14 protein-coding genes are annotated in these 12726 nt (G+C 60.0%); 7 read left to right on the plus strand and 7 right to left on the minus strand.

Annotated features, from left to right (window positions below; translation table 11 throughout):
• Nucleotides 1-6: 6 nt before the first annotated feature.
• Genes A6U86_RS17920 through A6U86_RS17935 form a run of 4 tightly spaced genes read left to right on the plus strand, consistent with a single transcriptional unit; the run spans nucleotide 7 to nucleotide 4226 of the window.
• The gene (locus tag A6U86_RS17920) at nucleotides 7-822 is read left to right on the plus strand and encodes an ABC transporter ATP-binding protein (protein ID WP_068393778.1); all 816 of its coding nucleotides are present in this window, start codon (nucleotides 7-9) and stop codon (nucleotides 820-822) included.
• Between the two features lie 4 nt (nucleotides 823-826).
• Entirely contained in the window at nucleotides 827-1690 is an 864-nt protein-coding gene (locus tag A6U86_RS17925) for an ABC transporter permease (RefSeq protein ID WP_068393780.1), read from the plus strand.
• 55 nt (nucleotides 1691-1745) lie between these two features.
• Nucleotides 1746-3482, plus strand: coding sequence for an L-arabinonate dehydratase (gene araD / locus A6U86_RS17930; protein WP_068393782.1), 1737 nt, complete (start codon nucleotides 1746-1748; stop codon nucleotides 3480-3482).
• Between the two features lie 18 nt (nucleotides 3483-3500).
• On the plus strand, nucleotides 3501-4226 hold the full coding sequence (locus A6U86_RS17935) for a ribonuclease activity regulator RraA (protein ID WP_068393784.1): 726 nt from the start codon (nucleotides 3501-3503) through the stop codon (nucleotides 4224-4226).
• A gap of 54 nt (nucleotides 4227-4280) precedes the next feature.
• On the opposite strand, the gene A6U86_RS17940 is transcribed toward A6U86_RS17935, so the two are convergent.
• Nucleotides 4281-4856: a DUF922 domain-containing Zn-dependent protease gene (locus A6U86_RS17940; protein ID WP_068393786.1), complete on the minus strand. Its 576-nt coding sequence runs from the start codon at nucleotides 4854-4856 to the stop codon at nucleotides 4281-4283.
• Between the two features lie 103 nt (nucleotides 4857-4959).
• Nucleotides 4960-5499, minus strand: coding sequence for a recombination regulator RecX (gene recX, locus A6U86_RS17945; protein ID WP_068393788.1), 540 nt, complete (start codon nucleotides 5497-5499; stop codon nucleotides 4960-4962).
• A 256-nt stretch (nucleotides 5500-5755) separates the two neighbouring features.
• Here recX and A6U86_RS17950 point away from each other — a divergent pair, with 256 nt between their 5' ends.
• Nucleotides 5756-6787: an aldo/keto reductase gene (locus A6U86_RS17950; protein WP_068393790.1), complete on the plus strand. Its 1032-nt coding sequence runs from the start codon at nucleotides 5756-5758 to the stop codon at nucleotides 6785-6787.
• A 76-nt stretch (nucleotides 6788-6863) separates the two neighbouring features.
• On the opposite strand, the gene A6U86_RS17955 is transcribed toward A6U86_RS17950, so the two are convergent.
• Entirely contained in the window at nucleotides 6864-7898 is a 1035-nt protein-coding gene (locus tag A6U86_RS17955; RefSeq protein ID WP_068393791.1) for an aldo/keto reductase, read from the minus strand.
• A gap of 92 nt (nucleotides 7899-7990) precedes the next feature.
• Here A6U86_RS17955 and A6U86_RS17960 point away from each other — a divergent pair, with 92 nt between their 5' ends.
• The gene (locus A6U86_RS17960; protein WP_068393792.1) at nucleotides 7991-8893 is read left to right on the plus strand and encodes a LysR family transcriptional regulator; all 903 of its coding nucleotides are present in this window, start codon (nucleotides 7991-7993) and stop codon (nucleotides 8891-8893) included.
• Nucleotides 8894-8953: 60 nt separating this feature from the next.
• Here the strand turns inward: A6U86_RS17960 and A6U86_RS17965 are convergent, their stop codons facing one another.
• The 4 genes from A6U86_RS17965 to msuE form a co-directional block, all read right to left on the minus strand.
• Nucleotides 8954-9613 (minus strand): peroxiredoxin, encoded by a 660-nt coding sequence (locus tag A6U86_RS17965; RefSeq protein WP_068393793.1) that lies wholly within the window; start codon nucleotides 9611-9613, stop codon nucleotides 8954-8956.
• A gap of 117 nt (nucleotides 9614-9730) precedes the next feature.
• Nucleotides 9731-10315 (minus strand): alpha/beta hydrolase, encoded by a 585-nt coding sequence (locus A6U86_RS17970; RefSeq protein WP_068393794.1) that lies wholly within the window; start codon nucleotides 10313-10315, stop codon nucleotides 9731-9733.
• Between the two features lie 64 nt (nucleotides 10316-10379).
• Nucleotides 10380-10550: a hypothetical protein gene (locus A6U86_RS34790; protein ID WP_244509968.1), complete on the minus strand. Its 171-nt coding sequence runs from the start codon at nucleotides 10548-10550 to the stop codon at nucleotides 10380-10382.
• Between the two features lie 58 nt (nucleotides 10551-10608).
• Nucleotides 10609-11169 (minus strand): FMN reductase, encoded by a 561-nt coding sequence (msuE, locus tag A6U86_RS17975; protein ID WP_068394094.1) that lies wholly within the window; start codon nucleotides 11167-11169, stop codon nucleotides 10609-10611.
• Nucleotides 11170-11578: 409 nt separating this feature from the next.
• Between msuE and A6U86_RS17980 the strand changes: the two genes are divergently transcribed.
• The gene (locus tag A6U86_RS17980) at nucleotides 11579-12574 is read left to right on the plus strand and encodes an ABC transporter substrate-binding protein (RefSeq protein ID WP_068393796.1); all 996 of its coding nucleotides are present in this window, start codon (nucleotides 11579-11581) and stop codon (nucleotides 12572-12574) included.
• Nucleotides 12575-12726: the final 152 nt, after the last annotated feature.

Below are 12726 nucleotides of genomic sequence, written 5' to 3' on the forward strand. Positions count from 1 at the left end.
GCCCTCATGCTTCAGGCAAACATTGCCGCTGATAGGCCGATGACAGAAACGACGATCGCCAAGCCGCTGTTGAATGTCGAGAAGGTGACGTTGCGTTACAAGACGCCGAACCTCCTCATCACTGCGACCGAAGACGTCAGCTTCTCGGTGGCCCAATCCGACCGTTTCGTGCTCCTCGGACCCTCGGGCTGTGGGAAGTCGACGCTGCTGAAGGCCATCGGTGGCTACATGACGCCGACGGCGGGCCGGATCGAGATCAAGGGGCAACAGGTGAGGAAGCCCGGTGCCGACCGCATGATGGTCTTCCAGGAATTCGACCAGCTGCTGCCCTGGAAGACCGTGCTGGAAAACGTCATGTTTCCGCTGACGACGGCCCGCCGCCTGCCGCGCAAGGAAGCGGAGGCCATTGCCCGCGACTATATCGAGAAGGTGAAGCTCACCCGCGCGGTGGACACCTATCCGCATATGCTTTCCGGCGGCATGAAGCAGCGTGTTGCTATTGCCCGCGGCATGGCGATGCAGCCTGATATCCTGTTGATGGACGAACCCTTTGCCGCGCTCGACGCGCTCACTCGTCGCCAGATGCAGGACGAGTTGCTGCAGCTCTGGGAAGATACCCGTTTCACCGTCATCTTCGTCACCCATTCGATCGCCGAGGCGATCAAGATCTCCAACCGCATCCTGCTGCTCTCGCCGCATCCAGGCCGCGTCAAGGCCGAAGTGCGCGATGTGGAATCGGTCCGCGACGATGCCGCGGCTGCCGCAAAGCTCGAGCAGGAAATCCATCACATGCTGTTTGCCGAACAGGGACACAGGGAGTGAGACCATGAGCGCACCGCAGATCATCCTTGCTCCGCAGGCAGCAGAAACGGCTGGCCACATTGCGGCCGTCGAACAGAAGCTCGGCACGCTCGAACTCCTCTGGCAGTCGAGCCTGTTTCGCAAATCCCTGCTGATCGTCATCCTCGCCATCATCTGGGAGGCCTATGCCAGGCATCTCGACAATCCGCTGCTGTTCCCGACGCTCAGCGACACGCTGACCGCGCTTTACGACCGTTTTGCCGATGGCGTCCTGCCGGCACGCATCTGGACGACGCTGAAGGTACTAGTGACGGGTTACGTCTCGGGAACGGTGCTCGCCGCCATCCTCACGGTCGTCGCGATCAACACCCGTATCGGCACCGATTTTCTGGAAACCATGACCGCAATGTTCAATCCGCTGCCAGCAATTTCGTTGTTGCCGCTCGCGCTCATCTGGTTCGGTCTCGGCCCGGCAAGCCTCGTTTTCGTGCTTATCCATTCGGTTCTTTGGGCTGTGGCGCTCAACACCCATGCCGGCTTCCTCGGTGTATCCCGCACGCTGCGCATGGTCGGCGCCAATTATGGGCTGACGGGACTTTCCTATGTCTTCCGCATCTTGATCCCTGCCGCCTTCCCCTCGATCCTAACCGGATTGAAAATCGGCTGGGCCTTTTCCTGGCGCACGCTGATCGCCGCCGAGCTTGTGTTCGGTGTTTCCTCCGGCCAGGGCGGCCTTGGCTGGTTTATCTTCGAAAACCGCAATCTCCTCGACATTCCCTCGGTCTTCGCCGGCCTGCTGACTGTGATCGTCATTGGGCTTATTGTCGAGAACTTGGTCTTCCAGACGATCGAGCGTCGAACCCTGCAAAAATGGGGCATGAAGGAATGATGCGGCGCATCGATTTATCGCTTCCACCAACATTTGGATACAAGGCTGGAATATAATGAGCAGCAGGAAAAAGCCCTCGGAACTGCGCAGCGCCAGATGGTTCGCACCGGACGATCTTAGAAGCTCTGGTCATCGCTCGCGCACCATGCAGATGGGCTATGCGCCCGAAGAATGGGTAGACAAGCCCGTAATCGCCATCCTCAACACCTGGTCTGACGCCAATCCTTGCCACGCGCATTTCAAGCATCGCGTCGAGGATGTGAAGCGCGGCATCCTGCAGGCCGGCGGCTTCCCGTTGGAACTCCCCGCCCTGTCGCTATCGGAAAGCTATGTGAAGCCGACGACCATGCTTTATCGCAACATGCTGGCGATAGAAGCCGAGGAGCTTTTGCGCTCGCATCCGGTCGACGGCGCCGTCTTGATGGGTGGCTGCGACAAGACCACGCCGGGCCTCGTCATGGGCGCGCTTTCCATGGGTCTGCCGATGATCTATCTGCCGGCCGGCCCGATGCTGCGCGGCAATTATCGCGGCGAATATCTGGGCTCCGGCTCCGACGCCTGGAAATTCTGGGACGAGCGCCGCGCCGGCACCATCTCGGAGAAGGAATGGGTTGATGTCGAGGCCGGTATCGCCCGCTCCTACGGCCACTGTATGACCATGGGCACGGCGAGCACCATGACGGCGATCGCCGAAGCGCTCGGCCTCACCCTGCCCGGTGCAAGCTCGATCCCTGCTCCAGATGCCAACCATATCCGAATGTCCTCGGCCGTCGGCCGCCGCATCGTCGAGATGGTGTGGGAGGATCTCGTTCCCTCCAGGATCGTCACGCAAGCCGCTGTCAACAATGCCGTTGCCGTCGCGATGGCGACGGGCTGTTCCACCAATGCCGTCGTCCACCTGATCGCCATGGCGCGGCGGGCCGGCACCAATCTCTCGCTCGACGACCTCGACAGGGCCGGCCGCACCACGCCGGTACTGGCCAATATCAGGCCGACCGGCAAGACCTATCTGATGGAAGACTTCTACTATGCTGGCGGCCTTAGAGCCTTGATGGCGAAGCTTTCCTCCAAGCTCGATCTGTCGGCCCTCACCGTATCGGGCTTCACCCTCGGCGAAACGCTGGAGGGTGCCAAATGCTACAATGACGACGTCATCCGATCGCTCGACAACCCTGTCTATCATGAGGGCTCGCTTGCGGTGCTGAAAGGCAACCTTGCCCCGACAGGCGCCGTCATCAAACCCGCCGCCTGCGATCCGCGTTTTCATAAGCATCAGGGGCCGGCGCTGGTCTTCGACACCTATCCGGAGATGAAGGCGGCAGTGGACGATGAAAATCTCGACATCACGCCCGACCACGTTATGGTGCTGCGCGGCGCCGGCCCACAGGGCGGCCCCGGCATGCCCGAATGGGGCATGCTGCCGATCCCCAAGGCGCTCTTGAAGCAGGGGCATCGCGACATGCTTCGCCTCTCCGACGCCCGCATGAGCGGCACCAGCTACGGCGCCTGCATCCTGCATGTCTCGCCTGAATCCTACGTCGGCGGCCCGCTGGCGCTTCTACACAACGGCGATATCATTCGTCTCGATCTCGAGGCACGTCGTATCGACATGCTTGTCGACGAAGACGAATTGCAACGGCGCCGCGAAGCATGGGTCAAGCCGGCTGAAAAATTCGGCCGCGGCTATGGCTGGATGTTTTCGCGCCATGTGGCGCAGGCCGATACCGGCTGCGATTTCGACTTTCTGGAAACCAGCTTTGGCCCGACACCGGGCGAACCCGACATCTACTGATCATAGAGGATATATCGCATGAGCAATTACGTGCTGAGTAACGAGACACGCGACAAGCTGAAGGGGGTCGCGACGCCGACGATCGCCACCGCACTCTTCAAGCGCGGCTTGCGCAACCAATTCATCCAGGATGTGCGGCCGCTATCGCCGAAGAAGGCGAACATGGTCGGCCAGGCCTTCACGCTGCGCTATATCCCGGCACGCGAAGACTTGAACACGCTCGAGGTCTTCCGCAATCCGGAACACCCGCAACGTGCCGCCGTCGAGCAATGCCCTCCCGGTTTCATCCTGGTCATGGATAGCCGCAAGGATGCGCGAGCAGCCTCGGCGGGCTCGATCCTGATCTCGCGTCTGCAGGTGCGCGGCGTCGCCGGCGTCGTCACCGACGGCGGCTTCCGCGACAGCCCGGAAATCGCCGCGCTCGATATCCCCTCCTATCATCACCGCCCGTCCGCCCCGACAAACCTTACGCTGCATCAGGCAATCGAGATCAACGGCCCAATCGGCTGCGGCGATGTCGCAGTTTTCCCCGGCGACGTTCTGGTCGGCGACAATGAAGGCGTTATCGTCATTCCCGCCCATATCGCCGACGAGATTGCCGACGAGACGGTGGAGATGACGGCCTATGAGGACTTCGTCACCGAAGAGGTCTTGAACGGCGCCACCATCATCGGCCTCTACCCGGCAACGAGCGACGCTCCGAAGCTGAAATTCGCCGAATGGCGGAAGCAGAAGGGCCGTTAATCCCGCTTCGAACAAATGCAGCCGGGAGCAAACGACCGGCTGCGTTTCTCAGCGCTATTCTTCCCGCACCAGTTTCAGAACGAGCTGCTGGAGATTGCCGCCGTCGCTGAATTCGACCTTGTCGAAATCGACATTGCGCTGCCGTTCCTTTTGGGAAATCTCGCCGAGCCGCTTCGTCAATTCGACGCGGATCTTGCCGCACTTCGGATCGTCCGGCACAGAAAAACCGACGCTCATGGCCTCGATTTCCTTGACCATGTCCTTGATGTACCCGCCATGCACCCGCTCATGCGCCTCGACGCCGGCGATGAATTTCTGCCAGCTTCTGCGGGTCTGGGCCGGCAGCTGCCCGGTGGGCTTCGGCAAGGTGTAGGTGATGATCACCTTGGGAATGTTGGTGGTGATCGTGCAGGCGCCATTGGGTTGCGGTTCGTATTTGCGGGTCCAGGTAAGCTTGAAATCCGTATGAGCGATCGCCCTTACCTTAGGACCGAGCAGCGGGCCGCGCTCGCCGATCGAATCGTAGAGTTCAGCGCCGGACGTTCCGGTAATCGAATAGGTCTTGATGACCTCAACCGGCTGCCAATCGGCATGTGCGGTCATGGGCAGAAAAGCGATGAAAAGTGCCATCGCCGGCAATCGAATAGCTGATCTCACAAACTTCCCCGTGCACGCGGCTCTCAAGCCCGCCAAGCTAGCCGGTGACCCAGGCTATTTCAATGAGCGTCAGGTCTCAGAATGCCGAAGCAGAGTAGAGGACCTCTTCGGCGTCCTCTCGCTCCATATCGAAAACCCGTTTGCCGATGGCAAAGCTGAAGCCATTGCGGGCGAAAGCGGAGAGTTCCTTCGCCTTGCGCTTTTCGTCGAGATCGCCGCGGCGAAAAGGTCCGAAACCACGCTTCCTGGCAAAGATGACGGCGGAATGGAGATCATCGACCTCCTCCACTGCCGCGACGACCGTCTCGCCAGCAATGCCTTTGGAGGCGAGCTTGAAGGCGATGGCTTTCTTCGATTTGCCGGAGCGAACCGCCGAACGCGTGCTGATCTCGGCAAAGGCGACATCATCGAGCACCTTCAGCTCATAGGCGAACTTTACGGCAAAATCGGCAAGCGCCTTGATCTGGGCCTCGCTGATGTCCTCGAACTTCTGCTTCGCTTTCTTGGCAATCGCTTCGAACAATTGCTTCTCGGTCATCATCCGGCGCTCGAGACGATAGATGGTGGAGTTGCGCGCCCAGGAGAGCATGCGGCTGGTCGGCGGTGTTTCATCCATACAGGAAGGCATTCGGCGAAAGAGGAATCATCACGGAGAATTTTACGCAAGCCGAGCCGTCCAGGCAATGAATGCGCTTGGTTATCATGGGATGATTGGCTAAGTTGCACTGCGGCCTCGGCAGTAACATGTCGAGCGCCGAACCCCATCGACGGTGGAGGCCGTCTCAAGCATCACATTGCTATGGATCACGGAGTCTGCGGCTCTCCCGGCCGCGCTGCCATCAGGCACCAGTGCTTCGTCAGAGGAGACAGAAATGGATTATCGCAAGCTCGGCCCGAGTGGGGCTGTCGTCACGGCCTATTGCCTTGGCACCATGACCTTCGGCGCGGAAGCGGACGAGGCCGCGTCCCACAAGCTGCTGGACGATTATTTCGCCTGGGGCGGCAATTTCATCGATACCGCCGACGTCTACAGCGCCGGCAAATCGGAGGAGATCATCGGGCGCTGGCTGAAGGCACGTCCGACTGAGGCACGGCAAGCCGTCGTCGCCACCAAAGGCCGTTTTCCTATGGGCAAAGGCCCGAACGATATCGGCCTCTCGCGCCGGCATCTGGGCCAGGCCTTGGACGACTCGCTGCGCCGCCTCGACATCGATCATATCGATCTCTACCAGATGCATGCCTGGGACGCCCTGACACCGATCGAAGAGACGCTGCGCTTTCTGGACGATGCCGTGCGTGCCGGCAAGATCGGCTATTACGGCTTCTCCAACTATGTCGGCTGGCATATCGCCAAGGCCGCCGAGATCGCCAAGGCGCGCGGATATACGCGGCCGGTGACGCTGCAGCCGCAATACAATCTGCTCGCTCGCGATATCGAGCTTGAGATCGTCGACGCCTGCCTGGATGCTGGCATGGGCCTTCTGCCCTGGTCGCCGCTCGGCGGCGGCTGGCTGACCGGCAAATACAAGCGCGACGAGACGCCAACCGGTGCGACCCGTCTTGGTGAAAACCCAAATCGCGGCAACGAATCCTATGCCGCCCGCAATGCACAAGAGCGGACCTGGGCGATCATCGATGCTGTCGAAGAGATCGCCAAGGCGCGCGGCGTCAGCATGGCGCAGGTGGCGCTTGCCTGGACGGCGGCGCGGCCAGCTGTGACCTCCGTCATCCTCGGCGCCCGCACGCGCGAACAGCTTGCCGACAATCTCGGCTCGGCAGAACTGAAACTGTCGGAAGCGGAGATGGGCAGACTGAACGACATCAGCGCGCCACAGGCGGCCGCCTACCCTTATGGCGAAGGCGGCAGGAACCAGCGCCATCGCAAGATCGAGGGTGGCCGGTAACATGAAATTGGCGGCGGAGATTGCTCTTCGCCGCCAATTTTTTTCGTTGCGATATCGGAAAGCCCAAGATTCCCGGTCAGACCAACGGCGGATTGAGCCGGGCAAACCCTTCCTGCCGCCGATAGGGAAAATAGGGATAGGGCGCGGTCACGGCGCTGACCTTGTCCAGTTTTTCGACCTGCTCCTTGGAAAGCGCCCAGCCGACGGCTCCGAGGTTTTGCCGCAGCTGCTCTTCGTTGCGCGCGCCGATAATGACGCTCGACACCGTCGGGCGGCTCAAGAGCCAATTAATCGATATCTGCGGCACGCTCTTGCCGGTTTCGGCGGCAATCTCATCCAGCACCTCGACAATATCGTACAGTTTTTCGTCATCGACCGGCGGACCGAAGGTTGCGGTCTCGTGCAGGCGGCTTTTCTCCGGCAGCGGCTGACCACGGCGGATCTTGCCCGTCAGTCTGCCCCATGCAAGCGGGCTCCAGACCAGGGCGCCGACATTCTGATCAGCGCCAAGCGGCATCAATTCCCATTCATAATCCCGGCCAGCAAGCGAATAATAGACCTGATGGGCGACGTGGCGTGCATAGGAATGCTGGTCGGAGATGGCGAGCGATTTCATCAGCTCCCAGCCAGCAAAATTCGAAGCGCCGATATACCGGATCTTGCCGGCCTTCACGAGGCTGTCGAGCGTGGAGAGCGTCTCGTCGATCGGCGTCGAGGCATCGAAGGCATGCAACTGCAACAGGTCGATATAGTCTGTACCCAGACGGCGTAAGGCGGCATCGACGGATTTGATCAGCCGCGACCGCGAGGTGCCCCAATCAGCCGGTCCATCTCCCATCGGCAGAGCGGTCTTGGTCGAGATCAGCACCGCATCACGCCGGCCCTTGATCGCCTCGCCGAGGACTTCTTCCGAGGCACCGGCCGAATAGACATCGGCCGTGTCGAAGAGATTGACGCCGGCCTCGAGGCAGATATCGACGAGACGGCGAGCCTCCGCCGCATCCGTCGTGCCCCAGGCGCTGAAAAGCGGCCCGCTGCCGGCAAACGTTCCAGCTCCGAAGCTGAGTACGGGCACCCTCAAACCGGAAGCACCAAGATTTCTGTAATCCATCGTCTGTCTCCTTTGCTTTCCCAATAGATAGACGCTCCCGCGCTGTTGATATAGATTGCCGATAAGAAACTGATTTGTGATTTCAATTCATCATGAGCCGTCAAGATATCAATCGCTCCGGTGAGATGGAGGTCTTCGTCCGCGCCGTGGAGCTCGGTGGCTTCACCGCCGCCGCTACAGCCTGCCGCATGACGCCCTCAGCCGTCAGCAAGCTCGTGGCAAGGCTGGAAAAACGCCTCGGCACGCGCCTCATCAACCGCTCGACGAGACGTCTGCAACTGACGCCCGAGGGATGCGGCTTCTATGAGCGCAGCGTGGCAATCCTCGCTGATATCGCAGAGGCGGAACGCCATGCTTCGGCTGGCGAGCAGGTTAGCGGGCATATTCGCGTCAATACCAGCGGCTCTTTCGGCAACCACGTCCTCGCCCCGCTCATCCCCGCCTTCATGGCGCTCTACCCGGATGTTTCGCTTGAGGTCTTCCACACCGATCGTGTCGTGGACCTGATGGAAGAGCGGGCGGATGTCGCAATCCGTACGGGACCGTTGAAAAGCTCCAGCCTCATCGCTCGCAAGCTCGGTACGGTGCGCAATATGCTCATTGCATCGCCCGACTATCTGAAGCGGCATGGCACTCCGACTTCGCCGCCCGAGCTTGAAAGGCATTTCCGCATCGACTTTTCCTATTCTCGGGCAACACAAGGCTGGCCTCTCCGGCTCGGCAATCAAATGATGACAATTCCTGCGACACGCGGCCTGCAGGTGGGTGATGGCGAAGCCATGCGCCATCTCGTGCTTGCGGGCGCGGGCATTGCACGCCTCGCCGCCTTTACCGTCAAAGCCGATCTTGAAGCCGGCCGGCTTCTGCCCGTCCTGGAAGAGTTCAATCCGGGCGATGTCGAGGAATTCTACGCCGTCTATATCGGCCAGGGCGGGCCGCTACCGGCGCGGGTGCGGGCGCTTCTGGAATTCCTGCGGGAAAATGTCAGGCTATAAAAAGCGATGCGGCCCATCGGACCGCATCGAACAAACCGATAATCTTGCCGTCGCTACTCGTTAGGCAGCCGGCTGACGGGTCTTGCGCAGATAGGGCAATACCGTGTCGAACGAGCCGAAGCGGGTGATCGCATCCTCGTTGGAGACGGCGGCGGTGATGATGACGTCTTCGCCCTGCTGCCAGTTTGCCGGCGTTGCGACCTGGTGCTTTGCCGTCAGCTGGATCGAGTCGATGGCGCGGAGAATTTCGCCGAAGTTGCGGCCCGTTGTCATCGGATAGGTGAGGATCAACTTGATCTTCTTGTCCGGGCCGATGACGAAGACGGAGCGAACCGTGGCGTTGTCAGCCGGCGTGCGCCCTTCCGAGCTTTCGCCGGCACCTGCCGGCAGCATGTCATAGAGCTTGGCGACCTTGAGATCCTTGTCGCCGATCAACGGATATTCGACTTCGAAGCCGGTTGCCGTCTTGATGTCGCTCTTCCACTTGCTGTGGCTTTCGACCGGATCGACGGAAATGCCGATGACCTTGACGCCGCGCCCGGCGAATTCCTGTTCCAGGCCTGCCATCGCTCCGAGTTCGGTGGTGCAGACGGGCGTGAAGTTCTTCGGGTGAGAGAACAGCACCGCCCAGCCGCCGCCAATCCAGTCATGGAACTGGATCTCGCCCTGCGTCGTCTCCGCGGTGAAATCAGGAGCAATATCGTTGATACGCAAACTCATTATGGTACCTCCAAAATGTGAACCTCGTCGCATGCCTTGAAGGCTGGGCGAGAGGCAGCACGGTCAAAAAAGTCGGCCGCACAATGACGTTGAATGCCTCGCATGAAAAGCCCTCTTTCAGGCGGATGCGGCGATTGCTGTCGAAAATCCGTGCGGCCTGCGATGTCTGGCACGCGCCTTCACCATTTCGAGGAAAGCGTAGCCGCTGGGCCACCGTCCAAAGCCGCTGGCGACATTGATATGGCCGGCAAGGCCAATATTGCGGATATCGGAATTCCACAGCCGCCCGAACATTGTGAGGCGATCCAGCCGCATATAGAGATCGTTCAGGCTGCCGATCGTCATGCTCGGGAAAGGCAATGTCTCCGTCGGCATGGTCCCGAAGGAAAGATGGCCCGGATGAAGCGTCTCGGTCGCGGGAATATCGCAAGGTGCGACGAGAAGCGCGCCCTTGATCCTTCGCGCTGCCGGGCGACCGGCCAATCTGGCCGTCAGCAGGCAACCGAGGCTATGGGCAACGATATAGGCTTCGCCTGCATCTTCCAGCGCCGCCTCAAGCCTTTCCCTCCAAATGCCGAGATTGGGGAAATCCCAATCATCCTGCTCGACAAGCCGTGCGTCAGGCTGATCCTGCAGCCAATGGCGCTGCCAATGCCCCTCGCCCGATCCGAATAATCCCGGCACGATCAGCACTCTGGTCATGATACCCCCGCTGCCGATTTAATCGAGAACCGTAGCTCGCAACACGAAACCAAAGGCAGCCCCCTCAATACCAGGGCGCCGGCATGGAGCACCAATAGTAGAGTTCATAGTCGCGGGCTGAAGGCTCCCGGTCGTGAGAGGCCGGCGCCGCCGCTTGCACGGACACTTCTCTCTTTCCATCCAACGGGAAGAAACCAAAAATCGTCTTCAGGCGACTGATGATATTAGATCTCATGCAACCCTCCATCGCGTTGAACTCCGGCCTGACCTCGCAGACCGCATATCTCCAGGTACTATTCCGCAGCGACCAGCGCCGCTGTCCGATGCGGAAAGAAGGCGGCGAGCTCGCCGACAACCTCGTTGATCCGGCTGGCGAGCGGCTCCGAGGAAACTTTGTAATTGGTGAAATCGCGATCCGAGGCATAGACTGCGGTCGGCAGCGTATGGGCCATGAAGAAACCGAAGAGCGGCCGCAGCTGGTGCTCCACCATCAACGCGTGGCGATCGCCGCCGCCGGTAGCGGTGATGATGATCGGCTTGGCGCGCAGCTCGTGCGGATCGATAAGGTCGATGAGATGCTTGAAGAGCCCCGGATAGGATCCCTTATAGGTCGGCGAACCGATGATCAGCGCGTCCGACGAGACGATATCGTCGATCACGCGCTTCGCCCGATCGTCGAGATCCTGGCGCGATAGCGCAAGGCCGAGCGAAGGGCCGACATCGTGCAGGTCGTGGACCTTGGCGGAGAACCCGTATCGGTCTCCCGCCAGATCCGCGACGGTCTGGACCAGTGCGTAGGTCTTCGATGGCCGGTTGAAGCTGCCGGCAATGCCGACCAGTTTAGGCGCACTCATTCTCATCCCTTTCAGAACGTCGGGCATGTTTTCGATAATGCGAATATTGTCCATAAAAATGGTAGATTAAAAGAAATAGCGATCTCTCAACGCACCGAAAACGAGAAATCTCTTTCCCGCGTCGCGGCGTCTGAAATCAGCGGGCCTTCCGTTCGTCAGGCTCAAAATCCAGAGGAAACCAATCGCAACAGGTCATTTCCTGTGGGAAAACTGCAAACTTCATCCGTCCAACACATGATGCCGGTGCACATGTGGCAGTAGTCCCCACGCATCCCGACCCTGATAGTGGATCGGGTTTACCCGGCGTAGCCTTACGCATCCGGGTATCGCAAAAGCGAATGGAGACAGTCCATTGGGTTCGCCCGTGGCAGCCTTCCAGAACAGCAACATCAGGACCTGGAGGTCTTAAATGAAGAAGCATATCGCTGCCGCCTTATTCGCCGCAGCACTCTATACCTTTGCCGGCGCCGCACATGCCGATTGCGGCTCGGTATCGATCGCCGAAATGAACTGGGCGTCGGCGGGCGTCGCGGCAAATGTCGACAAGATCATCCTCCAGGAAGGTTATGGCTGCTCGGTAGAACTCGTCACCGGCGATACCTTGCCGACCTTCACCTCGATGAACGAGAAGGGACAGCCCGACATCGCTCCCGAGCTTTGGATCAATGCAGTCCGCACGCCTCTGGATCAGGCCGTCTCCGAAGGGCGTTTGGTCATCGCCGCCGGCATTCTCTCCGAAGGCGGCCAGGACGGCTGGTGGATTCCGAAATTCCTCGCCGACGCACATCCCGATATCAAGACCGTTCAACAGGCCCTGGAACATCCCGAACTCTTCCCCGCGTCGGACGACCCGAAAAAGGGCGTCATCTACAATTGTCCGCCCGGCTGGCAGTGCCAGGCATCGCTCGGCAATCTCTTCAAGGCGCTCGATGGAGAGAAGAAGGGGTTTGAAATCGTCGAGACCGGCTCCGCTGCAGCCCTTGACGGCACGATCGCCAACGCCTTCGAAAGGAAGACCGGCTGGCTCGGCTATTACTGGTCGCCGACATCAATCCTCGGCAAGTACCCGATGGTTCGCCTCTCCTTCGGCGTACCCCATGACAAGGCCGAATGGGATGCCTGCACATCCGTCATCGACTGCGCCAATCCGAAGGTCAACTCCTATCCCGTCTCGGAAGTCTACACCGTCGTCACCAAGAAATTCGCCGAAAAGGCCGGGGTTGCGATGGACTATCTGAAGAAGCGGAAATGGGCCAACGACACGGTGAACAGCCTCCTTGCCTGGCAGACGGACAACCAGGGCACCAACGAAGACGCGGCCAAATATTTCCTGAAGACCCGTGAAGACATCTGGACGACCTGGGTGAGCCCGGAAATTGCCGCCAAGGTAAAGGCTTCCCTTTAAAAACCTCGAACATTGGCGACGCGATGAACGATCGCGTCGCCAGCCCCCGCGCCGTGCTTCTGCAAACCCCAATCCCCTCTCGAATGGTGTGATGAAAAAACTTGTTCCAGGGGGTGGCAAAAAAATAAAGCACGCTATGTAACGCATATAAG

Origin of the sequence: Rhizobium sp. AC27/96 (assembly GCF_001692325.1) — a bacterium.
Lineage (GTDB): Bacteria > Pseudomonadota > Alphaproteobacteria > Rhizobiales > Rhizobiaceae > Rhizobium.

Coding starts and splice junctions, on each gene's coding strand:
- A6U86_RS17920 (WP_068393778.1), top strand. CDS start 7: ATGCTTCAGGCAAACATTGCCGCTGATAGGCCGATGACAGAAACGACG.
- A6U86_RS17925 (WP_068393780.1), top strand. CDS start 827: ATGAGCGCACCGCAGATCATCCTTGCTCCGCAGGCAGCAGAAACGGCT.
- araD (WP_068393782.1), top strand. CDS start 1,746: ATGAGCAGCAGGAAAAAGCCCTCGGAACTGCGCAGCGCCAGATGGTTC.
- A6U86_RS17935 (WP_068393784.1), top strand. CDS start 3,501: ATGAGCAATTACGTGCTGAGTAACGAGACACGCGACAAGCTGAAGGGG.
- A6U86_RS17940 (WP_068393786.1), bottom strand. CDS start 4,856: ATGGCACTTTTCATCGCTTTTCTGCCCATGACCGCACATGCCGATTGG.
- recX (WP_068393788.1), bottom strand. CDS start 5,499: ATGGATGAAACACCGCCGACCAGCCGCATGCTCTCCTGGGCGCGCAAC.
- A6U86_RS17950 (WP_068393790.1), top strand. CDS start 5,756: ATGGATTATCGCAAGCTCGGCCCGAGTGGGGCTGTCGTCACGGCCTAT.
- A6U86_RS17955 (WP_068393791.1), bottom strand. CDS start 7,898: ATGGATTACAGAAATCTTGGTGCTTCCGGTTTGAGGGTGCCCGTACTC.
- A6U86_RS17960 (WP_068393792.1), top strand. CDS start 7,991: ATGAGCCGTCAAGATATCAATCGCTCCGGTGAGATGGAGGTCTTCGTC.
- A6U86_RS17965 (WP_068393793.1), bottom strand. CDS start 9,613: ATGAGTTTGCGTATCAACGATATTGCTCCTGATTTCACCGCGGAGACG.
- A6U86_RS17970 (WP_068393794.1), bottom strand. CDS start 10,315: ATGACCAGAGTGCTGATCGTGCCGGGATTATTCGGATCGGGCGAGGGG.
- A6U86_RS34790 (WP_244509968.1), bottom strand. CDS start 10,550: ATGAGATCTAATATCATCAGTCGCCTGAAGACGATTTTTGGTTTCTTC.
- msuE (WP_068394094.1), bottom strand. CDS start 11,169: ATGAGTGCGCCTAAACTGGTCGGCATTGCCGGCAGCTTCAACCGGCCA.
- A6U86_RS17980 (WP_068393796.1), top strand. CDS start 11,579: ATGAAGAAGCATATCGCTGCCGCCTTATTCGCCGCAGCACTCTATACC.